Genomic DNA, 23,347 nt, shown 5'->3' on the forward strand with positions numbered 1-23,347 from the left:
ACCCCCGGCCGGGCCGCCCACCACGCGGTGGGCGGCGGCCGGCGCCTCAGCGCCCCGGTGGGCGCATCGGGTCCGACGGGTGGCGCGGCTCCGGCGCCCGGGGCGCGCCCCCGGGCCCGGCGCCCGGCTCCGTGGCTGGGGTGTGGCAGACCTGCTGGCTGACCTGGCCCTGGTCCGGGCCCGCCGCCGCGCCGGCGTGCCCCGCGCCTCCCACGGGGCCGGCGGCGCATGCCGTGGTGCCCGCTGGGGCGGGGGCGCCGGTACGGTCCCCACCGGTGGGGACGGCACCCGACGCGGTGGCGCACATCGTGGCGGCGACCGCCGGCGACCCCTCGGGTCTTTCGGGTCTCTCAGGCCGGTCGGGTCTGTCCGGCGCGTCCGGCGCCCCGGGCGCGGCCGGCCCGTTCCGGGTCGCGGCGCCGGAGGTGGCGGCGCGGTCCAGGGCGAGCGCCAGGTGTCGTGCCGCGCGGTCGAGCGCGCCCGCCTCCGCCATCCCGAACGCCCCCCGGGCGCCGGTCCGGAACACGGTGAGCGCGCCCTGAGCGGGCCCGGCGTCCGCGACCCGCAGCGGCACGCACAGCAGCGACGTCACCTCGGCGGCCACCAGCACCGGCGCGCCCGACGCGTCGCGGCCGAACGCCGTCACCTCGTCGGGGCGCACCTGGAGCGCCGAGGTGCCGCTGCGTACGGCCCCCGCCACCAGCGGGCAGTCGGCCGGGTCCTGGGCGGCCACGGCGGCCACCAGGCCGCTGCCGTCGTCCGGGCCGCAGGCCACCAGGCGTCGCAGCGGGAGCGCGCCCCCGGGCCCTGCCTCGACGGGCGTGCCCGGCGGCGCGACCTCGGCCGCCGTGGGGACCGTGGCACCACCGGTGCCATGAGCGGTGCCCCCGAAGGTCGCGACCTCGGGGGCACCTGCGGTGGTGGGCGTCTCGATGTGTCGCCCACCACCACCGGTGCCGTCGCGGTTGGCCCAGTCGACGACCACCCAGTCGGCGAAGCGCCGGTGGAGCACCTGGGCGGCGCGCAGGGCGACCGCCTCCGGGTCGGCCTCGGGCGGCGCGCTCAGCAGCGCCGTTGCCGCCTCGTCCACCAGGTCGAGCACCTCCGCCTGGCGCGAGACCTCGGCGAGGTCGGGCTGGGCCGGCGAGCGGCTGGGGCCGAGCGAGAAGCCCGCCGCGGTCGGGCCGTTCGTCGCGCTCGCGCCGTCCGCGGGTTGGAAGACCGCGAGCACCGCGAGCTGCCGCTCGTCCGGCGGGCGTATCGCGCCCAGCGTGACCCACAGCGCGTCCGGGGCGCTGTCCGGCCCCGCGTTCTCGGCCTCCGCCGCCCGGCCTGGCAGCCCCGGCGCGGGGTCCGTCGCGCCGGGCCGGCCCGGGACGCGCGCCAGCAGGACGCGCCCGCCCTCCCCCCGGGCCACCGCCGCGATCTGCGAACGCAGCGCGGCCCGACCGTCGTGCCGGAACCAACCGGTCAGCGTGCGGCCCGTGGCGTATCCGGCCTGGGTGCCGAAGAGCTGGGTGGCGGCGAAGTTCATCCGCCGTACGACCGCCTCCCGGTCCACCAGGGCGACCGCCACCGGCAGCCGCTGGAACAGGGCGCGCAGCAGCCGCTGTTCCTGCGCGTTGCCGCGCCCGTCGCCGCGTACGGCCGTCCAGCGCTCGAAACGCGGCCACAGGACGTCGGCGGCGTGCTGGAGCTCCACCAGCGCCGCGTCCAGCGCACCAAGCCGTTCCGCCGCGGGCAGCGCCCGCACGGCGCGCAGTTCTTCTACTCGTCGGCGAAAGTCGGTCAGCTCTTGGCTGAACCCCTCGTCCTCACCCTCTGTCATGGCCACACGCTAACCGTTGCCCGACCCTTCCGGTCCCGTCCCGCCATGTCCGGACGGCAGGAACAGGCTCGCTCGCGCGTCGTTCACCGATTCGTTTCCACCGCGTCGACCCGGGCAACCGAGGAAGCACGAGGAGAGGAGCAGGGGAAGGCCACCGCCCAGGAAAGGAAGCTCGTGAACATGCTCGACCGCACCTCCGCCGTTCCCCACCAGTCACTCGCTCCGCCGCCGGACGCCGGAGTCGCCCTCAGCCGCGAGCTGACGCGGCTCGCCGAGCAGGCCGTGGCGCACACCCCCGGCAGTTGTGGCGCCACCGCGACCGCCGTCGCCGCCCGCGACGTCGCCGCCCTGGCCGGGCCCGGCGACCCGCCCCGCGTCCCGCGCCAGGACATGCCCGCCGGCCGCGGCCGGCCGCCCGCCTCCCGCCCGCCCGCCGAGACGCCGGAGAGCGACGGTGGGCCCGCCGCAGCCGGCGCGGCGGAGGCGGAGGTGGCCGAGGCCGAGGTGGAGCAGCAACTGACGGCCGCCACCCACCCCGACCTGTCCGCGCTGGTCGCCGTGCAGCTCAGCCAGGGCGACGGCCCCATCCCCGCCGCCCTGCACACCGGGCGACCCGCCGTCACTGACGACCTGCTGTACGAGGGCCGCTGGCCGGAGTACCGGGCCAGGGCCCTGGCGGCCGGCGTACGGGCCAGCGCCACGCTGCCCTTCGAGCACGACGGGCTGGCCGTCACCATCACGCTGTACGGGCTGCGCCCGGGAGTCCTCGGCCCGGCCGACCGGGACACCGCCGAACTCCTGGGTGACCTGACCGTCGCCAACCTGGTGTGTGCCCAGCGCTACCGGGCGGCGCTCGCCGAGGTCGACCAGTTGGACACCGCGCTGCGCACCCGACCGGTGGTGGACCAGGCGTGCGGCATCCTCATGCACATCGTGGGCTGCGACGCGCAGGCCGCGTTCGACATGCTGCGCCGGATGTCCCAGCGGTCCAACCGCAAGCTCGCCGAACTGGCCGAGACGGTGGTCCGCAGCCGGGGGCGCGGCCTGGAACCGCAGCTCATCGAGTTCGGCCGGACAGCCAGTCCCGCACCCGGTCGACGAGCCCGACCCCGGGGTTGATCAGCTTGTTGAGCGGCGGCCGGTCCGGCGCCTCCGGATGCGGGTGGGTGGGCGCGGTGCGCTTGGCCGACAACAGACGCAGGCCGAGCCCCATGCGCCGCTCGGCGCTCAGCCGCTCCCGCAGCCCGGGGAAGAGCCGCCCCTCGGCGAACGCGATGTGCGCGGCCACCTCGTCCGTCAGCCGGCGCACCAGCGGTTCGAACCGCTCGTTGACCGGGTCGAGCCCGTCCAGCTCGTTGAGCGTGGCCTCGATCGCCGCCTGCCGTCCCAGGTCGGCGTCGGCCAGCCCGTCGCCGTCCGGCAGTTCCTCGCGCACCACCGGGTACAGGTACTCCTCCTCGGCCACCATGTGCCGCACCACGAGGACCGTCACGCGCTCGACCAGGGCGAGCTGCTCCTCGGGTTCGAGGTCCGGCCCGTACGCGGCGAGCAGTCCCTCCACCGCCCGGTGGTCGCTGGCCAGCACTTCCAGGCCGTCCCGCTGCCCCTCGGGCATGGTCGTCACGGTGTGCCCCCTTGTCGTCGCTTCTCCGCCTGCCGGGCCGCGCGCCGCGACCGCCCCGACCGGGCGCGCTCGACGGCCACCCTCGCCACGCGGGCACCCACGCGCCCGAGGCGCGGGTCGCCGCGGCGTTCGGACGCCGTGGCGCCGGGGCCGCTCCTGGCACCGGCCGAGTGCCCGCACCCCCGACGGGCAAACGCCGCGGTCGAGCCCTCACGTGTCGTGTCGGCCCGGTACCGGAAGCGGGCGACCCGCAGAGGTGGCACCGTACGGCGGGTAGGGGAGTATGTGTTGATATGCGTACGCGTTCAGCGCGTGGCAGACCGCCCCGCCCCGCTCGTCGACGGAGGTACCGATGCAGCGGCCCGCCCCGGCTCCGCACAGCGCCCTGACCCCCTGGGCGGCGGAGGGCGCGCTGCCCCCGCTGCCGGAACTCGCCGCCCGCCTCGCCGCCGCCACCGGCCGCAGCCAGCCGGAGCCCGTCGGCGGCGCTCCGGAACTGCACCACGCGGCCTGCGGCTACTGGGCCCGGCGCGGCCTGCACACCGCCCCTGACCAGGTGTTCGCCGGGGCCGGAGGCCAGCCGCTGCTGTTGGCCCTGCTCGCGGCCAGCGGCGGCGACGTGCTGCTGACCCGCCCGTCGGCGGCCTGGTACGCGCCGCTCGCCCGGCTCGCCGGCCGCCCCACCTACCACGCCCCGGCGCCGGCCCCGAGCGGCGGAGTGCCCGACCCGTTCGCGCTCCTTGAGACCGTGCGCCGGGTCCGGGCCGAGGGCGGCGACCCGCGGGTGCTGGTGCTCGCGGTCGCCGACGACCCGACCGGCACGGTGGCGCCGCCCGAGCTGCTGCACGAGGTATGCGAGGCCGCCGCGGCGGAGGACCTGCTCATCATCAGCGACGAGACCTGGCGCGACACCGTGCACCCCACCGCCGCCGATCCGCCGCCCACCGCCGCGACCGGCCCGCCTCCCCGCCCCGGCGGCGCGGCGTCCCCCGAACCGGCGGACCGTCCGGAGCGGCCCGTCACCGGGTGGCCGGGGGAGACCGTCGTCGTCAGCCCGGCCGAGATGGTGCCCGACCGGGTGGTGGTGCTGACCGACCTCGCCGGCGCGCTCACCCCGCCGAGCTGGCCCGCCGCCATCGCCCGCCTGCCCGCCTCCGACCGCGGCGCCGAACTGCACGCCGGGCTGCTGGCCGCGCTCGGCGCCGTACGCGGCGAACTCCCGGCCCCGGTCGCCGCGGCGGCGCTGCACGCGCTGCGCGAGCCGGCGCCGGTGCGGGCCAGGACGGCCGCGGCCGCCCGGGCCTACGGGGCGGTCGGCGGTGCCGCCTATGACCGGCTGACCGACCTCGGCGTGCTCAGCCGCCCACCGCGCGCCGGCCACCACCTGTACGTCGACCTGGCGGAGCTGCGCGGGCCGCTCGCCGAACGGGGCATCGCCGACGCGGTGGACCTCGAACGCCACCTGACCCGGCGCCTCGGGCGGCCGGTGCCCGGCGGACACCGGTTCGGGGACGCGCCGGACGACCTGCGGGTGCGGCTGTCCACGCTGCCGCTGCTCGGCGTCGACGACGAGCAGCGGCTCGCCACCCTGGCGGCCCGCGACCCGCTGGAACGTCCGCACGTCCGCGCGGCGTTGACCCTCCTGGAGTCGGCCTTCAGCGAGCTGGCGGCCGACTGACCCGCCCGCCCCCGCACACCCCTCGACCGCACCGAGCCCCGCCGCCGACCGCCCAGCCTCGCCCCGCGCGGTGCCTTGCCCCGCCATACCGTGCCCTGCCCCCGCCGTGCCGTGCCCTGCCCCGCCCGGCCTCGTCCGCCGTCTCTCGCCCCGCCTTCCTCCGCCTCGCCTCGCGGACCGCCATCGGGCGGGCCCCGCACGCCGATGGCACTCATGGCGCGGGACCCGTCGCCGGTCGGAGTCCGCCGCGCCGCGCTGCCGCGCCCCCGGTGCCCCGCCCCGCGCACCCGTCCGCGCCCGCCCGCGCCCCTGGGCGTGCCGCGGGCGCGCCGGACGCGTCGGTTGACGGGCGTGACGGGGTAGCCGTGTGAGGGGACGTATCGCCGCGCCCGAGTCCGTTCCCCCGACGAATGGAGTCCTGCCGATGACCGATCAGACCGAGCGGTCCCGCACTGACGCCGGCCCCCGTGGCGCGGGCCGCCCGCACGCCGTGCGCCGCGCGCGCCCCGCGACGGGCCCGCGCCCGCTGCCGGCGCCCCGCCCGCTGGGTGAAGTGCGCCGTTGGCCCCGGACGTTCGCGCACCGGCTGACCGCGCCGCTGCCCGGCGTGCGCGCGCTGGCCAGACTCGCCCGCGAGGGGCTGCTGCGCCCCTCCGACCGGGCCCTGCACACCGTTCCGGAGCTGCCGTTCGCCCCCGGCCCGCTGCCGACGCCCGGGCCCGGCGCGGTGGCGGTCACCTGGGCGGGGCACGCCAGTTGGGTGATCCGCGTCGGCGGGCTGACCGTGCTGACCGACCCGGTCTGGTCCCGAAAGATCCTGGGCACCCCGGCCCGGGTGACGCCGGTGGGGGTGCGCTGGGAGGACCTGCCGCGCGTGGACGCCGTCGTGATCAGCCACAACCACTACGACCACCTCGACGTGCCCACCCTCAAGCGGCTGCCGCGCGCCACCCACCTGCTGGTGCCGGCCGGGCTCGCCGCCTGGTGCCGCCGCCGGGGCTTCACCCGCGTGACGGAACTCGACTGGTGGGAGGCGGTCGAGCTGCCCGCCCCCGGTGGCGGCGCCGTCCGCTTCGACTTCGTGCCCGCTCACCACTGGAGCAAGCGCGGCCTGACCGACACCTGCCGCTCGCTGTGGGGCGGCTGGGTGATCACTGCCCCGCGGACGGTGGGGGAGGGGCCGGCGCACCGGGTCTACTTCGCCGGCGACACCGGCTACGGCCACTGGTTCGCCGAGATCGGCGACCGCTACCCCGGCATCGACCTGGCCCTGCTGCCGATCGGCGCGTACGAACCGCGCTGGATGCTGCGCCCGGTCCACACCGACCCCGAGGAGGCCGTGCGCGCGCTCGGCGACCTCGGGGCGCGCCGGATGGCGCCGATGCACTGGGCGACGTTCCTCCTCTCGGCCGAGCCACCGGTGGAACCCCTGCGCCGGGTGCGCGCCGCGTGGGAGGCGGCCGGGCGGGACCGCGAGGACCTGTGGGACCTGCCGGTGGGCGCCTCGCGCGTGCTGGAAGCGCCCTGAACGACGCGCCTCCGACGCCCCGCCGACGTCCTGCCGCTCCCCGCCGGTGTCCCGACGCCCCGCTTCGCCGACCGGCCGTGGGCGCGGCCGGTCAGCCTCCCGTGGGCGGCGTCGCGCACCGGCGGCGGTGGTAGGCGAGGGCCAGGGCGATGGTGACGGGTCCCCAGAGGCTGGTCGGGGCGACGCAGACGGTCGCGAGCGTCTCCCAGGCGTCGTGGGAGTAGTCGACGGTGTCGACGACGCCGTACGCGGTGAGCCTGCGGCCGTCGCTGAGCGGCAGGTCGGTGAAGAGCGCGGTGAGGACCAGCCCGCCGACCACCGCCGGGACGACGGCCGCCAGCGGCCGGACGCGCCGGCCACCGATGAACGGCATCCAGCCGGGCGCCACCTCGCCCCACCCGCGCACCAGCCCGATGGCCAGGATCGCCGTCACCTCGGTGAGCACGCTGAGCCCGAGCACGTACGGGACGCTCACCCAGTACGGCGGCATGCCGACGTCCTGGATCTGCCCCATCTCGAAGTGCAGGGCGAAGGGCAGCCGCCACAGACACGACGGCAGCAGGAGCAGCGGAAGCGCGTACGCCAGGCGTATCGCCCAGCGCGGAGGCGGCCGTTCGGTGTCGCTGACGGGCGGGGGCAGGTGAAGGATCTTCAGGGACATGGCGAGATCCTCGCGTGGTGGACCCACCTGGGGGATCAACCCGTAGGGCGGAACCCGTACCCCGGTTGAAGGAGAAGGGCCAGCGACCACAGGCTGACCCGACGGCGCCGGACCACCACCATCGGCGGGGCCACAGCGCCGAGACGGCACCGGCGCCCGCCCGTACGGTGGCCGGATGACAGCGAACTTCACGGTCCTCCCGGCCACCCCGCGCGACGGCGACGCCATCGGTCAGATCCACGCCGCGTCCTGGCGCGCCGCCTACGCCGACTTCTTCTCCCCGGAGTTCTTCGCCGAGGCGCTGCGCCGGCGCCGCCACCGCTGGCAGGCCGTGCTCACCGAGCAGCCACGGAACACGTGCCTGCTCGCCACGGCGCACGGGCGGCCGTTGGCGTTCTCCTACTTCGGCCCCTCGTCACCGGAGCCGGGCGCGGTCGAGGTCCTCGGCTTCTACGGCCACCCGGACGGCTGGGGCACCGGCGTCGCGCGGGCCCTGATGGCCAGCACGCTGACCGCGATCCGGGAGCGGGGCGCGCGCCACATCCACCTGTGGACGCTGCGGGACACGCCCCGGTCGCGCCGCTTCTACGCCAGGCACGGCTTCACCGAGTCGAGCGTCGTCCGCGACTTCGACTACGGGGACGGCAACCCGCTCCCACAGGTCGAGTACGCCCTGACCGTCGACTGACCCACGGTCGCCACGACCCCACGCGACGGGTGCCCCTCGCGGACAGCACCACCCACCCAGGCCCGTGGTCCCGCCCTCCTCCCGCGAGTTGGGACCCTCATCCCAGCGGCGTAGCCACGGCCGGGACTTGGGGCCCTCGTGCCCACGGTCGATGTGCTCGGCGGCGGCTCCTCCCTAGCCTCCTCGTACGCGACCGTCGCACCGCCGCCGCCCCGAGCGGGGCCCGCACGCGCCGCACCGACCTGTTCCGTGTTTCCCGCGCCCGACAGGGCGCGACCAGGAGGTTCCCCCCGTGACCACGCGCCACCGTCCGCCGCGCACCCACCCCCGCCCGGCCGGCTTCCGCTCGGCACACCCGCGCCCGTTCCGCTCGCGGCGCGTCGTCGCCGTGGTCGGAACGCTCGCCGCGGCCCTGGCCGTCGGCGGCACGCTGCCCACGCCGGCCGCCGCCGACCGCAGCTCCCGGGACGTCGTACGCCAGGGCCTCGAACGCCTGGTCCGCGACGACAAGTACCCAGCCGCGCTGGCCGCCACCACGCGCCCCGACGGTCGGGTGCGGGACTACGCGGTCGGCGTCGCCGACCTGCGGACCGGGGCCAGGGCGCCGCTCGACGGCCGGGTGCGGGCGGGGAGCAACACCAAGGCGTTCACCGCGACGGTCGTCCTCCAGTTGGTCGGCGAGGGGAAGGTCTCGCTGGACGCCCCCGTCGAGACGTACCTGCCCCGCCTGGTGCGCGGCGACGGCATCGACGGCCGCCGGATCACGGTCCGCCAACTCCTCCAGCACACCAGCGGGTTGCCGGACTACGTCCCGTACATCGACGACCTCACCGGCAAGGGGCGCCACACCTACGTCCAGCCCCGCACCACGCTCGACCTGGGGCTCGCGCACAAGGCGCTGTTCGCGCCCGGGAAGGGGTGGGCGTACAGCAACACCAACTACACGCTCGCCGGCCTGATCATCGAGAAGGTCACCGGGCGGCCCCTGGCCGAGCAGATCACCCGCCGGATCATCGACCGCGTCGGGCTGCGCGGCACCTACTTCCCCGGCGTCGGCGACGAGCGCATTCACGGCGCCCACCCCCGGGGGTACTTCGCCGAGCGGCCCGGGGCGCCGCTGGAGGACATCACGACGATGGACCCCTCCTGGGGCTGGGCCGCGGGGCAGCTCATCTCCACCCCGTCCGACCTGAACCGGTTCTACAAGGCCCTGTTCGGCGGCGCGTTGCTGGCCCCGGCGCAACTCGCCCAACTGCGCACCACCGTCTCCACCGACGGCAAGCTGTGGCCCGGCGCCCGGTACGGGCTCGGGGTGATCAGCTCGCCGCTGAGCTGCGGGGGCCTGGCGTGGGGGCACGGCGGCGACATCCCCGGATACCAGACCAGCGGCGGCGTGACGGACGACGGCCGCGCCGTGTCGATCGCCGTCACCGCCGACACGCCCACGGTGGCACAGGGCCCCGACGACGTCCGGGCCCTGGTGGACACGGTGCTGTGCCGATGAAGGGCCGTCAGGAACGGTAGCGCGGGCCGACGGGCGCGCCAGGCGGCGTACGGCTCACGGGCTCAACTCCCGTGAGCCGTAGGGCCGTTGTGGGACCTCGGACAGCCGCCGGTCCGCGCGCCGGGCCAAAAACCCGGCGGCGTTCGCGTCCGCCCCCGGGCAGGATGGGAGGGTCCTGCCCGCCCGGGCGCCGGGGACGCGGCGAGCGGCTGACGGCGCGGGGGCGGCGGGACCGACCGAAGCACAGGCCGGAGCCGCCCGTCGGGGGCGTGCGCCGGCGCTGAAGAGGGGGACCGGTGGGGGGCACGACGGGGGCGCGTGGACGCGGCGGGTGGGCGTCAAGGCGGGTGCGGCTGGGCGTGGGTCTGGGTGTGGTGGTGGCGGTCGCGGCGGGAGCGGTGGCCACGGCCACCGGCACGGCGCCGGACCGCTCCCCCGTGGACCGGCGCGAGTTGCGGCGGGACACCAACGCGGTGCGCGTGGCCGGCGCCACCGGGGTGGTGGCGGAGGTGCGGACCCCGGACGGCCGGGCGCGCGCCCGCGCGGGCGACGGGAACGTGGCCACGCGGCGGCCGGTGCCGTGGCGCGCGCACTACCGCGTCGGCGGCGTCGGCCGGCCGTTCGCGTCCGTGGTCGCGCTCCAACTCGTCGGCGAGGGCAGGCTGCGGCTGGCCGACCCGGTGGAGCGGGTGCTGCCCGGCGTGGTGACCGGCCACGGCAACGACGGCACCCGGATCACGGTGGCCGACCTGCTGCGGCACACCAGCGGGCTCGCCGACTACGCCGACCACCTGCCGGGGGCCCGCGAACTCACCCCCCGCGCGTTCGAGGCCAGGCGCTTCACCGCGTACGAGCCGGTGGAGCTGGTGCGCCTCGCGACGGCGCGCGGGCCGAGGTGGCAGCCCGATCCCAGCGCGCCGGTGGCGACCAAGCGCTGGGGCTACTCCCGCACCAACGACCTGCTCGTGGACCTGGTCATCGAGAAGGTCACGGGCCGTCCGGTCGCGCGGGAGATCCACGACCGGGTGATCGCCAGGCTCGGGCTGCGGCACACGTCCACGGCCGGCACGTCCGCGTACCTGCCGCGGCCGGCGGCCACCGGTTACACCCGCTTCCCGGGGACCGACCAGCTCACCGACACCTCGGTGTTCGTGCCGCTGCCGGACACCTCCGTCATCAGCACCACCGGCGACGTCGCGGAGTTCTTCCGCGCGCTCTTCGACGGGCGGCTGCTCGGCGACGCGGAGCGGGCCCGGCTGCGGGAGACCACGGCCGCGCGGGACGGGTGGGGCGGCGAGTCCGGCGTCCGGTTCGGGCTCGGCGTGTACTGGCGGCCGGTCGCCGGGTGCGACGCGGGCGTCTGGTACCACGGCGGCTCCTCGCCCGGCCACGTCGCGGCGGCCGGCGCCACCGACGACGGCCGGCGCGCGGTCGCCACCGCCGTGACCACCTGGCGCCCCGGCTCGGCCCAGCAACGACGCCAGGACGAGGCGACGTCGCGCCTGGTGGACCACGCGCTGTGTGACGCCCGCTAGGCCGGCGCGCGGCCGGCGCCCGTGACCCGGGCCCCCGGCTGCGCGCCGGCCCCGGGCCGGCCCGCGCCGCGCGCCGTCAGCTCCGGGCCGTCGGCAGCGCCCGGGCCAGGAAGTCCCGGATGTGGCCGACCGCGGTCGACAGGTGGCTCTCCAGCAGGAAGTGGCCGCCGCCGGGCACCAGGTGGATCTCGGCGTCGGGCAGGTCCCGCGCGAAGGCGCGCGCGCCGGCCGGGGCGAAGATGAGGTCCTCGGCTCCCCAGACGGCCAGCAGCGGGACGCGGCTGTCCCGGAAGTACGCGTGCAACCGCGGGTAGAGCGGCCGGTTGGTGGCGTAGTCGCGGAACAGGGCGAGTTGGACCAGGTCGTTGCCGGGGCGGCTGACGTCGCGGTGGTCGGCCGTCCAGGTGTCGGGGTCGACGCGCTCGGGGTGGTCGACGCCGTGCAGGTACTGCCAGCGGATGGCCTCCAGGTCGAGGGCGGTACGGACCGCGGGCTCCGTCGCCGGCCCCGGGTCCTCGGCGTACGCCCACAGGGGCGCCCAGAACTCGGGGACGAACCCGTCCTCGTAGGCATTGCCGCTCTGGGAGATCACCGCGGTGACCGCCGCCGGGTCGCGCAGCGCGAGCCGCCAGCCGATGGGGGCGCCGTAGTCCTGCACGTACATCGCGTACCGGGAGACGCCCAGCTCGGCCAGGAGCGCCTCGGTGATGTCGGTGAGCGCGTCGAACGTGTACGGGAAGGCGTCGGCGGGCGGGGCGTCGGAGTGGCCGAAGCCGAGGTGGTCGGGGGCGATGACGCGGTACCGGTCGGCGAGCGGCGGAATCAGCCGGCGGAACATGCGCGAGTTGGTGGGGAAGCCGTGCAGGAGCACGAGGGTCGGCGCGTCGCGGGGACCGGCCTCCCGGTAGAAGACGCGGTGCCCGCGCACGGTGGCGTACTGATGACGAACGTCCGTCATGACTAACCCTCTTAAGTCGCTGTGGTGGTTATCGGCGCCCTCAGTGGACCCGATGCGAGGTAACCTGTCAAGTGCGTGAAGAGGGTTAGGTGATGGGGTGGTCGGAGATGATCGACGAAACGGCGCTGCTCGCGGCGCTGAACAGCACGCCCGTACGGGACGGCCGGCCGCGGGACCTGTGGGCCGATGACGCCGCGCTGCGGCAGTGGGCGCACGAACACGGCGGCCGGGGCGACGCGCGGGCGCTCGACTGGCTACGGGCGGCGCGGGACGCCCTCCAGACCGCCACCCGCGACGCGGTGCCCGAGCCCGAACTGCGGCGGCTGCTCGCCGAGGTCCGCCAACTGCCCGAGGTCGACGGGGCGGAGTTGCGCTGGCGCCTCACGGCACCGCCCGAGCGGTTGCTCGCGGTGGAACTGGTGCTCGCCTGGTACGACGTGCGACAGCGCCGGCCCGGCCGGCTGCGCCCGTGCGGCAACGACGAGTGCCGCCTCTTCCTCCTCGACCACAGCCGCGCCAACACCGCCCGCTGGTGCTCGATGAAGACCTGCGGCAACCGCCTCAAGGCCCGCCGCCACCAGGAGCGCGCCCGCCAGAACCCCACGCCCTGACGGGCGCGCGCCCGACTGGGGCGCGCCGGCTACCCGGCCGGTGACCTGCGCAGTCGGCGCCAGATCGCGGGCGCCACGGTGACCACGAGGGCCAGCCCGACCGCCGCGGCCACGCCCTCCCACGGCTCGGCGAACAGCGAGCCGCCCAGCAGGCCGATCAACTGGTAGGTGACGGCCCAGGCCAGCGCCGCGGGGGCGGCGCCGCGCGCGAACTGGCGCAGCGGCACGTACGAGAGCAGGCAGGCGAGCATCACCGGAATCCGGCCCGCCGGCAGCAGCCGGGACAGCACGAGGACGGCGATGCCGTGCTCGTCCAACCTGGTGCGCGCCTGCTCAAGCCGCTCCGGCGCCGCCCGTTCGCGCAGCCGCCCCAGCCACAGCGAGCCGTTCTTGGAGCGCACCCCGCGCTGGCCGAGCCAGTACAGCGCCAGGTCGCCGAGGAAGGCGGCCAGCGAGGCGATGGCGAAGACGATCAGCAGCGCCAGCGGCGAGGTCTGGTGTATCGCCACCACGGCGGCGGAACTGACCACCGCGCCCGTGGGCACCACCGGCACCAGCGAGCCCACGACCACGAGCAGGAACAGCGAGGGGTAACCGGCGGCCTGCTGGGTGGACTCGGGCGGTACGGCGCGGGCTAGTTCGGCGATCACCGAGCGGCCTCCAGGCGCACGCTCTCGCCGTGGTACAGCCGGTGCACCGCCGACTGGGGCGCCAGGTGGGCCGCGTGCCGTACGAACTCGTCGCCCGGCGCGTGGAACTCGTGCGGCCGGACGGCGTCGAGGCCGATCGGCCAGAACGTGCCGTAGTGCACCGGCACCGCGCTGCGCGCCCCGAGCCGCTCCAGGGCCCGCGCCGCGCGCCGCGCGTCCAGGTGCCCCGGGCCCAGGTAGGGGCCCCAGCCGCCGACCGGCAGCAGCGCCACGTCACACGGCCCGACCACGGTGGGCATCTCGTCGAAGAGGCCGGTGTCGCCGGCGAAGTACGTGGTGGCCGCGCCGCGCAGGACGTAACCGAGCGCGGGCGCCCGGTGCCGCCCGTACGGCAGCCGCCGCCCGTCGTGCGCGGCGGGCACGGCCCGCACCCGCACCTCGCCGACCGTGACCTCGTCGCCGGGCAGCACCTCGGTGACGCGCAGGGCCCGCGCGCTGGCCACCCGGCGCAGCGCCGGCACGGCCACGCCCGCGCCGCGCGGCACGATCAGCCGGGTGCCGGGCGCGAGGCGCGCGAGCGAGCCGGGGTGCAGGTGGTCGGCGTGCAGGTGGGAGACGAGCGCGAGGTCGGCGACCAGCGCGCTGTCCGGCGGCACGGGGCCGCGCCGCCGCCGCAGGTGGGCCAGGCGCTGGACGAGCAGCGGATCGGTGAGGACGCGGACTCCGGAGTCCACCACCGTCGCGGTGGCATGTCCCCACCAGGTGATCTCCACCGACACCCGGATCTCCCGTCTCGACGCTGCCGCACGCTGACCGGCGTCAGCTCACCCGAGCGTAGTTCAGATGCCGGGGCGCCCGTGCGGGAGTACGGTGCGCGACCCACGCCACCCGCCGGGTCGGCCCGCCCGGCGCGAGCGCGTGCGGGCCGGGTACGGCTCGGGTCCGTCAAGGTCGGGTCATGTACGGGTCATGGGACGGCCACGGGGGAGACATGGGTGGGTGAATTCGCGCCGGAGAGGGCGGGCGGCGGGCCAATGGTCGCCGCGGGGGCCGTAAGGGGCGCGAGAGCTAAGTTAGCCTTACCTAACTTGGATCTCGGGGGTTGGCGGAAAGGGGAGGGCATGTCGCCGCGCGCCGTGTCGCGGGTCTTCACCAAGGTCGGTGCGAAGGGGGTGCCGGCCGCGCCGCGCGCCGGCGGGGCCGCGCCGCCGTGGCTGCTCATGCTGCTCTCCTGCGGCGCGCAGTTCCTCGTCGTCCTGGACGCGACCATCGTCTCGGTCGCGCTGCCGCCGATCGCCGCCGCCCTCGGCTTCACCACCTCGTCCGTCGGCTGGGTGGTCAACGCCTACACCCTCGCCTTCGCCGGCTTCCTGCTGCTCGGCGGCCGGCTCGCCGACCTGATCGGCACCCGCGCCGTCTTCCTCACCGGCCTCGGTATCTTCACCGCCGCCAGCCTCTGGTGCGGCCTGGCCACCGCCCCCTGGCACCTGGTGCTCGCCCGCGCCGTGCAGGGCCTGGGCGGCGCGCTGCTCATGCCCACCACGCTGACCATCGTGCACCTGGCCTACGCCGACCCCGCCGGGCGGGCCCGCGCGCTCGGCCTGTGGAGCATGGTCGGGGCGGTCGGCGCGGCGGCGGGCACGGTCTTCGGCGGGCTGCTCACCGACTCGCTCGGCTGGCGCTGGGTCTTCCTCGTCAAGGTGCCCATCGGCGTCGCGGTGCTCGTCGTCGCCTGGCGCGCGCTCGCCCGAAGGCCCCGTACGGACGCCGCGCGCGAGCCGCTGGACGTGCTCGGCGCGCTCCTGGTGACCTGCGGGCTCGCCGCCCTCGTCTACGGCGTCGTCGCCTTCGGCGAGCCGGCCGGCACGGCGCGGGCGGTGGCGTTCTCGGCCGCCGCCGTCGTCCTGCTCGCCCTCTTCGTGGCCCGCCAGCACCGGTGGGCCCGCAGCCCGCTGATGCCGCTGCGGATCTTCGGGCACCGCGCGGTCAGCGCCGCCAACGCCGTGATGTTCTGCCTGGGCGTCGGCTACCTCGCCAGTCCCGTGGTGCTCTCGCTCTACCTCCAACACGTGCTGGACTACTCGCCCTCACGCGCCGGGCTCGGCTTCCTGCCCACCGCCCTCGCGGTGATGGTCGGCGCTCAGGTCACCGGCTGGATGACCACCCACTGGGGCACCAGGCGCACCGCCAGCCTCGGCCTCTCGCTGGTCACCGCGGGCTTCCTGCTGCTCGTACGGCTCGGCCCCGACACGTCGTTCCTCCCCACCATCGTGGTCCCGCTGCTCCTCGTCGGCCTCGGCGCGGGCGTGGCCTTCACGCCGATCACCGTGGCGGCCACCAGCAGCGTCGAACCCGCCCTGACCGGGCTCGCCTCCGGGCTGCTCAACACCACGCGACAGGTCAGCACGGCGCTCGGGATCGCGGTCCTGACGGCGGTGGCGGGCGCGCTCGGCGGGGCCCACGGCTACGGCGTGGCCTTCCTCATCGCCGGCCTGCTCGCCGCGCTCGCCACGGCCGGGGCCGCGACGCTGCTGCCCAGGGAGCGCGGATAGCGCCCCGATGTGGGCCGGCCGGGCCGGCCGGGCCGGCCGGAAGGGAGGCCGCGCGGCCCGAGCCCGCCGTCCGTTCCGAGCCCGAGGCCGGGGGAGCGTCGGGGTGCGCGCGGCCCGCTCGGCGGTCGGCCGACGCCGGCGGCTCCGACATGACAGGCTGGTCGCCGAGCCCGGGCACCAGGCGGGCGGAAACACGAGGTGAGACGACGCGTGCAGTGGCCCCGATGGAAGACCGTGGGCGGCACCCTGCTGCGGGTGACGGTGGTGTGGGCGGTCAGCACGCTGACCATGCTCGTCCTCGCCGGCATCCTGCCCGACTTCCGACTCCAGTCCGCCGACGGCGACAGCACCACCCGGATCGCCGTCACGGCCGCCTCCGGGGCGGGCGCCTTCGGCGTACTCAGCGCGCTGGTCTGGCCGGCGCTGGTGCGCGCCCTGCTGCTGGTGCCCGCCTTCGTCCTCGGGCTCCTCGTCTTCTTCCTCAACGGCTCGCTGCTGCTGGTCGCCCTCAGCCTGATACCCGACGGGCGGGGCCAGGTCGAGCCGGAGACCGCCGTCGTCGTGGCCGCCGTCATGTCGGCCGCCTCCTCCGCGACGAGCACGGCCCTGGCCGTACGCGACGACGGCGCCTACCGCCGGCGACTGGCCCGGCTCGCCTACCGCAGGCACCGCCGCGGCGGCCTGCCCGGCGCCCCGCCCTGGCGCGGCCGACCCGCCGCCGGCCGCGCCCACCCCGACGCCCCGGACACCGCCCCCGGCACGGTCTTCCTGCAACTCGACGGCGTCGGCCACGACCTGCTGCGGGCCGCCCTGCGCGAGCGCCCCGCGACCCGCGGCCGGGCCAGACCCAGGCCGCCGCTCATGGAGACCCTCGCCGCCTGGGAGGGCACCACCCACACCCTCACCCGCTGGCGCACCGACTGGTCCAGCCAGACCGGCGCCAGCCAACTGGGCATCCTGCACGGCTCCAACGAGGACGTGCCCGCCTTCCGCTGGTACGAGAAGGACACCGGCGAGCTGATGATCAGCAACCGCCCGACCAGCGCCGCCGAGCTCCAGCGCCGCGCCGCCGCCCGCGCCGGCCACCCGGGCCTGCTCGCCGAGGACGGCGCCAGCCGCGGCAACCTGTTCACCGGCGGCGCCGACCAACTCGCCCTCGTCCTGTCGGTCGCCGGCCGGCGCGGCCGGCACAACCGCTCCCGCGCCGGCTACTTCGCCTACTTCTCCGACCCCGCCAACGCCACCCGCACCGCGGGCTCCTTCGTCGCCGAGGTCTGCCGCGAGATCGGCCAGTCAACCCGCGCCAAGCTGCGCCGCGAACGGCCTCGGGTGCGACGCGGCGGGCTCTACCCCTTCATCCGCGCCTTCGCCACCGTCGTCGAGCGCGACGTGGTCGTGGCCGCCGTCATCGGCGACATGCTCGCCGGGCGCGGCGCCGTCTACGCCGACCTGGTCGCCTACGACGAGGTCGCCCACCACTCGGGCCCGTACAGCCGCGACACCCACCAGGTGCTGCGCCGCCTCGACCGCAGCATCACGCTGATCGCCAAGGCCGCCCGGCACGCGCCCCGCGACTACCGCTTCGTGCTCCTGTCCGACCACGGCCAGACCCCGGGCGAGACCTTTGCGGCGCAGTACGGGCTCACCCTGGAGGACCTGGTGCGCGCCGGCTGCGGGCTGCCGGTCCCGCGCCGCGCCGGGCGCACCCGCAGTGGCGCGGAGGCTCGCGCGGCGGCCCGCGTCGCGCTGCACCGGCCCGAGGAGACGCACGAACGCGAGCAGGCGCCCGCCGGCGCACCGCCCGCGGGCCCCGACGCGACCGCCACCACCCCCGGGCCGCGCCCCCCGGCCCCGACCCCGACCCCGGACCCGGCGCCGCCCGCCGCCGAGCCGGTCGCGACGCTCCCCGCCACCGACCCCGCCGAGCCACCCGCCACCACCGCCCCCGCCGAGTCGCAGCGCCGGCGCGGCCGGTCCGGGCCGCTCGTGCTCGGCTCGGGCAACCTGGGCCTGATCTCCTTCCCCGACGTGCCGCACCGGCTGACCCGCGAGGAGATCGACCGCCGCCACCCCGCCCTGCTGCACGCCCTCGCCGAGCACCCCGGGATCGGGTTCCTGCTCGTACGGTCCGCGCGGCACGGCCCGGTGGTGCTCGGCGCGCACGGCAGCGAACACCACCTGGCCACCGGGCACGTCGTCGGCGCCAGCCCGCTGGCACCGTTCGGCCCCGGCGCGGCGGAGGCCGTGCTGCGCACCGACGGCTTCCCGCACGTCGCCGACATCATGGTCAACTCCGCCTACGACCCGCGCACCGGCGAGGTGCACGCCTTCGAGGACCAGATCGGCTCGCACGGCGGCCTCGGCGGCGACCAGGCCCACGCCTTCCTGCTGTGGCCGAGCGAACTGTCCCCGCCCACCGCCGACGGCACGGAACTGGTCGGGGCCGAACGCGTCCACCAGGTGCTGCGCCGCTGGCTCGCGGAGGCGGAGCGATCCGCCTCCGAGCACCGGTCCGCGGACCTGCTCCCGGCGGCGGAGCGGCTCGCGGAGCCGGTGGACGAATCCCCGATCACACCCGGTGTGACCGGCGCTTTTTCCACGACGGAGCCCGTCGCACAGGACAAATCCCGCTGATTTTGCGAGCCGCTCCCGGTCCCTGACCATATTGCGCGGTCCGTCCCGTCCGACACCTTCGGGCGATGTGCGCGACCCGCACCGAGAGGCTCACCCCCCATGCACGACCGCCACTCCCGCCGCTTCGGCCTGCCCACCGCGACCGCCCTGGTCATGGGCAACATCATCGGCGGCGGCATCTTCCTGCTGCCCGCCCTCGTCGCCCCGTACGGCACCGTCAGCCTGGTCGCGTTCGTCGTGCTGACCGCGGGCGCGCTCGCGCTGGCCCTGGTCTTCGGGAGGCTGGCCCAGCGCGACCCGCGCACCGGCGGGCCCTACGTGTACGCGCGGGCGGCCTTCGGCGACTTCGCCGGCTTCCTGGCCGCCTGGAGCTACTGGATCACCACCTGGGTCAGCAACGCGGCCCTGGCCGTGGCCGCCGTCGGCTACCTCGACGTGCTGGTCCCGGTGCACGGCGCGACCTGGCGGACCGTGCTGGCCGCGCTGGTCATCCTGTGGCTGCCCGCGCTCGCGAACCTCGCCGGCACCCGGTACGTCGGCGCGGTGCAACTCGTCTCGACGGTGCTCAAGTTCGCGCCGCTGCTGCTGGTCGCGATCGGCGGCCTCGTCTTCTTCGACCCGGCCAACCTCGGCCCGTTCCAGGCCGGCGACCAGGGCCTGACCGGCAGCGTCTCGGCAGCGGCGGCGATCCTGCTGTTCAGCTACCTCGGCGTGGAGTCGGCCGCGATGAGCGCCGGCGAGGTACGCGACCCGCGCCGCAACGTCGGCCGCGCCACCGTCCTCGGCACGCTCGGCGCGGCACTGGTCTACCTCCTCGGCACGCTCGCGGTCTTCGGCACCGTCGCCCACGCGGACCTGGTGGACTCCACGGCGCCGTTCTCCGACTCCGTGAACGCCATGTTCGGCGGCGACTGGGGCGGCGTCGTCATCGCCTGCGCCGCGCTCGTCTCCATGACCGGCGCGCTCAACGGCTGGACCCTGATGAGCGCCCAGGCGCCGTACGCGGCGGCGCGCGACGGCCTGTTCCCCGCGGCGTTCCTGCGCAGGCGACGCGGCGTGCCGACCACCGGCGTACTGGTGGGCACCGTACTGGCCTCACTGCTCACCGTCGCCGCCTACACCCTGGGCACCGGCGGCGCCTTCGAGACGCTGGTCCTGGTCACCACCTTCACCGCCACCGTCCCCTACCTCCTGGCGACCGCCGCCCAGCTCTACTTCCTCCTCTCCGGCCAGCGCGACCGCGTCCGCCCCGCCCGCCTGACCCGCGACGCGGCCCTGGCCCTGACCGCCTTCGGCTTCTCCCTGTGGCTGGTCGCCGGCGCCGGCTACGCGGCGGTCTACCAGGGCGTGCTGTTCCTGTTCGCCGGCGTCCTGGTGTACGTGTGGCTGGCGGCACGGCGGACGCGGGTGGGCTCGCCGGTTGGCGCGGAGCCGGCGAGCGCGGCGCCCCTCGTCGAGCCGTCGGGCCAGGCGCCGCCCGATCAGGCATCGCCCGACCAGGTACCGGCCGGGGTGGGCGCGGGCGGCGGCAGGCCGTGACCCGCGGGGCCGGCCACCAGTACGCCCCGCGCGCCGCGACTCACGGCCCGTCGGTGCGGACCGCGCTGGTCGCCAGGGTGGTGTAGCGCATCGTGAAGCGACCCCCGAGGGCGTCGACGGCGTCGCCCACGGCGCCCAGGATCTCGGCCAGTTGGTCGGCGGAGAGCCGGGTGAGCCCGCCGGTCGTGGGGAGGAGTTCCAGCCACTGCGCGCGGGTGTAGGTCCGCTCCCAGTCGAAGCGCCACTGCTCCGGTTCGGCGAACCGCCCCGTCCCACGGATCGCGTCGGCGATCCGCGCGTACCCCGCCTGGTACGTCTCCAGCGCCCGCCGCGCCGGCTGCTGGCCGAACGGGGAGTCGGGCGCCACCCGCCGGTAGGCGGCCGCGAACGGCTCGGCCACCTCGGCGGGCGGCTCGAAGACGTGCCCGAAGATGGCCAGGCGCCCCCTCGGGCGCAGCACCTCGGCCGCCTTCGCGGCGCCGGCGACCGGGTCCACCCAGTGCCACACCTGGCCGGCGACCACCGCGTCGAACACCCGCCCCGCCGGCTCCCAGTCCTCGAAGGTCGCCACCTCCACCGGCAGGCCACGGGCCCGCGCGAAGTCGGCCATCCGCGCGTCCGGCTCGACGCCGAGCACGGTGCGGCCGGCGGCCTGGAACTGCCGGGCCGCGATCCCCGTGCCGCACCCGACATCGAGCACCTCGGGCCCCGGGCTCCCGTCGACGACCCGGGCCACCAGGTCATCGGGGTACGCGGGCCGGGCCCGGTCGTAACGCTCGGCCTGCGCTCCGAACGACTCGGCCACCTGTCGCGCCTCATGCGGGTGCGCTGGCTCTGACTGCTCTGGCGGTAAAGTGGGCATGCGGTCACTCTAGTGGGCAAGCGCCCACACAGGGCAAGGGCGCACACGCGACGAGGGCGTGTACGTGAGGGGGGCGTGTTCGTGACACGCGCCCGCGCATGGCAAGGTGCCCGCACGGGGCAGATGCCCGCACGGGGCGAGTGCCCGCACGCCGACGGATGCCAGGGGACTGGCGCGGGAGAGGACCGGTACGTGCCGACCGGAGTGCACCTTCGCGATGCGCGACAGCAGTTGTTCGACGCCGCCGAACGCGTACTGCTGCGCGCCGGCCCGACCGGGCTGACCAGCCGGGCCGTCACGGACGAGGCGGGCTGCGCCAAGGGCGTCCTGCACCGGCACTTCACCGACTTCGACGGGTTCCTCGCCGAGCTGGTGCTGGACCGGGCCGCGCGGCTTGAGGCGCGGGCGCACGCGCTGCGCGAGGCCGCCGGCACCGGCGCGGTGGCCGACAACCTCACCGCCGCGCTGACCACCCTGTTCGAGCCCGTCCCGGTGGCGATCATCCCGCTCATCACCTTCCGCGACGAGCTGCGCGCCCGGCTCCGCCAGGCCAGGCCCGGCGGCGGCATCGCGATCCTCGCGGAGGTCACGACGGCGGTCTCCGGCTACCTGGCCGACGAGCGCGCCCGGGGCCGCATCGCACCCGACGCCGACCTCGACTCCCTCGCCCTCTCCCTGGTCGGCGGCGGCCACCTGCTCTTCGCCGACCGCGACCCGGGCCCACCGACCAGGGCCACCGTGCGCAGGCTCGTGGTATCGGTGCTGGCTGGTCACGTCCGGGGTGACGGGTAGCCGTACGGCTCACGCCCGCGACAGCGCCCGTCGTCCGCCAGTGAGCCCCGCCGGGAGCCCTTCCGTTCAGGCCGTCGAGCCGCCGTCCACGACCAGGTCGGCGCCGACCGTGGAGGCCGCGTCGTCCGAGGCGAGGTAGAGCACCGCGGCGGCGATCTCCTCGGTACGGGCCACCCGCCCGTTGGGCACCTGCTGCCGCATCCGCTCGGCCTTCGCCTCCGGGCTCTCGCCCGGCAGCGTGGACATCGAGGTGTCCGTGGAACCGGGGCTCACCGCGTTGACGCGTACGCCGTCGCCGATGTGGTCGAGCGCGGCGTTGCGGGTCAGCGCGCTGACGGCGGCCTTGCTCGCGACGTACGCGGCCATGTTGCGGCGGCGCGAGTGGGCGCCGAGCCGGGAGGCGATGTTGACGATGGCGCCGCCGCCGTGCGCGCGCATGTGCTGGATCTCGTGCTTGAGCGACAGCCAGACGCCGGTCACGTTGACGTCCACGACGCGCCGCCAGTCCTCCTCGGCCACGTCGGCGACCGGCGTCGCGGGCAGGATGAGCCCCGCGTTGTTCACGGCGACGTGCAACCCGTCGAACCGCTTCACCGTCTCCCGCACCAGCCGCTCCACGTCCGGCCCGTGCGTGACGTCGGCCGTGATCGCGGCGGCCACCCCGCCCGCCCGCTCGACCAGGCCGACGGTCTCCCTGAGCGACTCCGCCGTACGGCCGGCGACCACGACCCGCGCCCCCTCACGGGCGAGCGCGACGGCGACGGCCCGGCCGATGCCGGTGCCGCCGCCCGTGACAAGGGCGGTCTTGCCGGTGAAGCGTGCGGACATGAGGGTGACTCCTCGTATGTCAGGCATCTCCGGGGCGGAGACGCGAGGAAAAATAGCAGACCGATCGGTCTCGAATAAGGGCATGTGGGTCGCAGGGCGTGAGGTGCGATGCGTGGGGGAGTGCCCCACCGGGACGCCGTGGGCTACGGCTGGTCGGCGGTCGCGGGCTCGGCCGGGTCGAGCAGGGCCAGCGCCTGCGTCGCGGCGTCCGCGAGGCGGCCCGGCTGGTCGGTGGACCTGCCGATGACCCGCAGCCCCTGGAGGAGGACGAGCAGCATGCGGGCCAGCGCTCGCGGATCGCGCCCCGCCGGCAGTTCGCCCTGCGCCTTGGCCCGGATCAGCGCCGAGGTGAGCGCGGTCTCGATGGAGTCCCAGCTCGCCCCGACCCGCCGGGCCATGGCGGCGTCGTGCGGGGCCAGCTCGATCGCGGTGTTGGTGACGAAACAGCCCCGCCGCTCGTGGTCGGCCGCGGCCTCGTCGGCGAACCGACGCACCACGGCCCGCACGGCGGGCAGCGCCGGCCCCGGCTGGGACAGCTCCACGACGATGTCGGGCCCGTGCTGCTCGCTGTAGCGTTCCAGGGCCTTGGCATACAGCTCGCGCTTGCTGCCGAACGTCGCGTAGATGCTGGCCCGCGCGATGCCGAGGTGCGACACGAGGTCCGCCATCGACGTCGCCTCGTACCCGCGCCGCCAGAACAGTTCGAGCGCTGCCTGGAGCGCGGCGTCCGGATCGAATTCCTTGGTCCTGGCCACGGGGCGAGGTTAGCTGTATCGAGAACGGGTGGTCAATAAACGTCGAGCCCCGGCCTGCATGTCCGGCCCCGGCGTGGTCGCGGGCCCTGGGGTGGGCGTGCGCGGTCCGCAAGCTCCTGG

20 protein-coding genes are annotated in these 23,347 nt (G+C 76.2%); 11 read left to right on the plus strand and 9 right to left on the minus strand.

Annotation, left to right across the window (positions count from 1 at the left end; translation table 11 throughout):
• Window positions 1-46 precede the first annotated feature (46 nt).
• Window positions 47-1,828 carry a PAS domain-containing protein gene (locus H7H31_RS29005; RefSeq protein ID WP_187061611.1) on the minus strand — a complete coding sequence of 594 codons (1,782 nt, stop codon included), beginning with the start codon at window positions 1,826-1,828 and terminating at the stop codon, window positions 47-49.
• Between the two features lie 180 nt (window positions 1,829-2,008).
• On the opposite strand from H7H31_RS29005, the gene H7H31_RS29010 reads away from it, so the two are divergent.
• Window positions 2,009-2,947 carry an ANTAR domain-containing response regulator gene (locus tag H7H31_RS29010; RefSeq protein WP_187118297.1) on the plus strand — a complete coding sequence of 313 codons (939 nt, stop codon included), beginning with the start codon at window positions 2,009-2,011 and terminating at the stop codon, window positions 2,945-2,947.
• Here H7H31_RS29010 and H7H31_RS29015 read toward each other — a convergent pair.
• On the minus strand, window positions 2,886-3,443 hold the full coding sequence (locus tag H7H31_RS29015) for a hemerythrin domain-containing protein (protein WP_222624737.1): 558 nt from the start codon (window positions 3,441-3,443) through the stop codon (window positions 2,886-2,888). The two genes, H7H31_RS29010 and H7H31_RS29015, sit on opposite strands and share 62 nt — an antisense overlap.
• Before the next feature lie 361 nt (window positions 3,444-3,804).
• Between H7H31_RS29015 and H7H31_RS29020 the strand changes: the two genes are divergently transcribed.
• Both H7H31_RS29020 and H7H31_RS29025 read left to right on the plus strand, forming a co-directional pair.
• Window positions 3,805-5,130, plus strand: coding sequence for an aminotransferase class I/II-fold pyridoxal phosphate-dependent enzyme (locus tag H7H31_RS29020; protein WP_187118120.1), 1,326 nt, complete (start codon window positions 3,805-3,807; stop codon window positions 5,128-5,130).
• A 424-nt stretch (window positions 5,131-5,554) separates the two neighbouring features.
• Window positions 5,555-6,658 carry an MBL fold metallo-hydrolase gene (locus H7H31_RS29025; RefSeq protein WP_187060169.1) on the plus strand — a complete coding sequence of 368 codons (1,104 nt, stop codon included), beginning with the start codon at window positions 5,555-5,557 and terminating at the stop codon, window positions 6,656-6,658.
• 91 nt (window positions 6,659-6,749) lie between these two features.
• Here H7H31_RS29025 and H7H31_RS29030 read toward each other — a convergent pair whose 3' ends face one another.
• On the minus strand, window positions 6,750-7,319 hold the full coding sequence (locus tag H7H31_RS29030; protein ID WP_187060170.1) for a hypothetical protein: 570 nt from the start codon (window positions 7,317-7,319) through the stop codon (window positions 6,750-6,752).
• 175 nt (window positions 7,320-7,494) lie between these two features.
• On the opposite strand from H7H31_RS29030, the gene H7H31_RS29035 reads away from it, so the two are divergent.
• From H7H31_RS29035 to H7H31_RS29045, 3 genes are all read left to right on the plus strand, one after another.
• Window positions 7,495-8,007: a GNAT family N-acetyltransferase gene (locus H7H31_RS29035; RefSeq protein ID WP_187060171.1), complete on the plus strand. Its 513-nt coding sequence runs from the start codon at window positions 7,495-7,497 to the stop codon at window positions 8,005-8,007.
• A gap of 292 nt (window positions 8,008-8,299) precedes the next feature.
• Window positions 8,300-9,511, plus strand: coding sequence for a serine hydrolase domain-containing protein (locus H7H31_RS29040; protein WP_372455994.1), 1,212 nt, complete (start codon window positions 8,300-8,302; stop codon window positions 9,509-9,511).
• A gap of 359 nt (window positions 9,512-9,870) precedes the next feature.
• The gene (locus H7H31_RS29045) at window positions 9,871-11,046 is read left to right on the plus strand and encodes a serine hydrolase domain-containing protein (RefSeq protein ID WP_232110131.1); all 1,176 of its coding nucleotides are present in this window, start codon (window positions 9,871-9,873) and stop codon (window positions 11,044-11,046) included.
• 76 nt (window positions 11,047-11,122) lie between these two features.
• Here H7H31_RS29045 and H7H31_RS29050 read toward each other — a convergent pair whose 3' ends face one another.
• A complete protein-coding gene (locus H7H31_RS29050) occupies window positions 11,123-12,004 on the minus strand; it encodes an alpha/beta fold hydrolase (RefSeq protein WP_187060663.1) in 882 nt (293 codons plus the stop codon).
• A 107-nt stretch (window positions 12,005-12,111) separates the two neighbouring features.
• Between H7H31_RS29050 and H7H31_RS29055 the strand changes: the two genes are divergently transcribed.
• Window positions 12,112-12,615: a CGNR zinc finger domain-containing protein gene (locus H7H31_RS29055; RefSeq protein ID WP_187060664.1), complete on the plus strand. Its 504-nt coding sequence runs from the start codon at window positions 12,112-12,114 to the stop codon at window positions 12,613-12,615.
• 29 nt (window positions 12,616-12,644) lie between these two features.
• On the opposite strand, the gene H7H31_RS29060 is transcribed toward H7H31_RS29055, so the two are convergent.
• Together H7H31_RS29060 and H7H31_RS29065 are read right to left on the minus strand one after the other, a co-directional pair.
• The gene (locus H7H31_RS29060; protein ID WP_187060665.1) at window positions 12,645-13,265 is read right to left on the minus strand and encodes a DedA family protein; all 621 of its coding nucleotides are present in this window, start codon (window positions 13,263-13,265) and stop codon (window positions 12,645-12,647) included.
• The gene (locus tag H7H31_RS29065; RefSeq protein ID WP_187060666.1) at window positions 13,262-14,044 is read right to left on the minus strand and encodes an MBL fold metallo-hydrolase; all 783 of its coding nucleotides are present in this window, start codon (window positions 14,042-14,044) and stop codon (window positions 13,262-13,264) included. The genes H7H31_RS29060 and H7H31_RS29065 overlap by 4 nt, the downstream gene beginning before the upstream one ends.
• A 342-nt stretch (window positions 14,045-14,386) precedes the next feature.
• Here H7H31_RS29065 and H7H31_RS29070 point away from each other — a divergent pair, with 342 nt between their 5' ends.
• The 3 genes from H7H31_RS29070 (at window position 14,387) to H7H31_RS29080 (ending at window position 19,990) form a co-directional block, all read left to right on the plus strand.
• On the plus strand, window positions 14,387-15,817 hold the full coding sequence (locus H7H31_RS29070) for a DHA2 family efflux MFS transporter permease subunit (protein WP_187060667.1): 1,431 nt from the start codon (window positions 14,387-14,389) through the stop codon (window positions 15,815-15,817).
• A 210-nt stretch (window positions 15,818-16,027) separates the two neighbouring features.
• Window positions 16,028-18,451, plus strand: a complete 2,424-nt coding sequence (locus tag H7H31_RS29075; protein ID WP_187118121.1) for a phage holin family protein — start codon at window positions 16,028-16,030, stop codon at window positions 18,449-18,451.
• A gap of 99 nt (window positions 18,452-18,550) precedes the next feature.
• Window positions 18,551-19,990: an amino acid permease gene (locus H7H31_RS29080; protein ID WP_187064020.1), complete on the plus strand. Its 1,440-nt coding sequence runs from the start codon at window positions 18,551-18,553 to the stop codon at window positions 19,988-19,990.
• A 40-nt stretch (window positions 19,991-20,030) separates the two neighbouring features.
• Here the strand turns inward: H7H31_RS29080 and H7H31_RS29085 are convergent, their stop codons facing one another.
• Window positions 20,031-20,852 carry a class I SAM-dependent methyltransferase gene (locus H7H31_RS29085; RefSeq protein WP_187064021.1) on the minus strand — a complete coding sequence of 274 codons (822 nt, stop codon included), beginning with the start codon at window positions 20,850-20,852 and terminating at the stop codon, window positions 20,031-20,033.
• Window positions 20,853-21,044: 192 nt separating this feature from the next.
• On the opposite strand from H7H31_RS29085, the gene H7H31_RS29090 reads away from it, so the two are divergent.
• Window positions 21,045-21,644, plus strand: coding sequence for a TetR/AcrR family transcriptional regulator (locus H7H31_RS29090; protein ID WP_187064022.1), 600 nt, complete (start codon window positions 21,045-21,047; stop codon window positions 21,642-21,644).
• Between the two features lie 66 nt (window positions 21,645-21,710).
• On the opposite strand, the gene H7H31_RS29095 is transcribed toward H7H31_RS29090, so the two are convergent.
• Entirely contained in the window at window positions 21,711-22,472 is a 762-nt protein-coding gene (locus tag H7H31_RS29095; protein ID WP_187064023.1) for an SDR family NAD(P)-dependent oxidoreductase, read from the minus strand.
• Window positions 22,473-22,615: 143 nt separating this feature from the next.
• Window positions 22,616-23,227 (minus strand): TetR/AcrR family transcriptional regulator, encoded by a 612-nt coding sequence (locus tag H7H31_RS29100; RefSeq protein WP_187064024.1) that lies wholly within the window; start codon window positions 23,225-23,227, stop codon window positions 22,616-22,618.
• Window positions 23,228-23,347 lie beyond the last annotated feature (120 nt).

The organism is Streptomyces buecherae (assembly GCF_014295035.1).
Classification (GTDB): Bacteria; Actinomycetota; Actinomycetes; order Streptomycetales; family Streptomycetaceae; genus Streptomyces; species Streptomyces youssoufiensis.

Bases quoted from the DNA above. Each gene is read 5' to 3' on its own strand.
- H7H31_RS29005 (WP_187061611.1), bottom strand. From the start codon at position 1,828: ATGACAGAGGGTGAGGACGAGGGGTTCAGCCAAGAGCTGACCGACTTT.
- H7H31_RS29010 (WP_187118297.1), top strand. From the start codon at position 2,009: ATGCTCGACCGCACCTCCGCCGTTCCCCACCAGTCACTCGCTCCGCCG.
- H7H31_RS29015 (WP_222624737.1), bottom strand. From the start codon at position 3,443: ATGCCCGAGGGGCAGCGGGACGGCCTGGAAGTGCTGGCCAGCGACCAC.
- H7H31_RS29020 (WP_187118120.1), top strand. From the start codon at position 3,805: ATGCAGCGGCCCGCCCCGGCTCCGCACAGCGCCCTGACCCCCTGGGCG.
- H7H31_RS29025 (WP_187060169.1), top strand. From the start codon at position 5,555: ATGACCGATCAGACCGAGCGGTCCCGCACTGACGCCGGCCCCCGTGGC.
- H7H31_RS29030 (WP_187060170.1), bottom strand. From the start codon at position 7,319: ATGTCCCTGAAGATCCTTCACCTGCCCCCGCCCGTCAGCGACACCGAA.
- H7H31_RS29035 (WP_187060171.1), top strand. From the start codon at position 7,495: ATGACAGCGAACTTCACGGTCCTCCCGGCCACCCCGCGCGACGGCGAC.
- H7H31_RS29050 (WP_187060663.1), bottom strand. From the start codon at position 12,004: ATGACGGACGTTCGTCATCAGTACGCCACCGTGCGCGGGCACCGCGTC.
- H7H31_RS29055 (WP_187060664.1), top strand. From the start codon at position 12,112: ATGATCGACGAAACGGCGCTGCTCGCGGCGCTGAACAGCACGCCCGTA.
- H7H31_RS29070 (WP_187060667.1), top strand. From the start codon at position 14,387: ATGTCGCCGCGCGCCGTGTCGCGGGTCTTCACCAAGGTCGGTGCGAAG.
- H7H31_RS29080 (WP_187064020.1), top strand. From the start codon at position 18,551: ATGCACGACCGCCACTCCCGCCGCTTCGGCCTGCCCACCGCGACCGCC.
- H7H31_RS29085 (WP_187064021.1), bottom strand. From the start codon at position 20,852: ATGCCCACTTTACCGCCAGAGCAGTCAGAGCCAGCGCACCCGCATGAG.
- H7H31_RS29095 (WP_187064023.1), bottom strand. From the start codon at position 22,472: ATGTCCGCACGCTTCACCGGCAAGACCGCCCTTGTCACGGGCGGCGGC.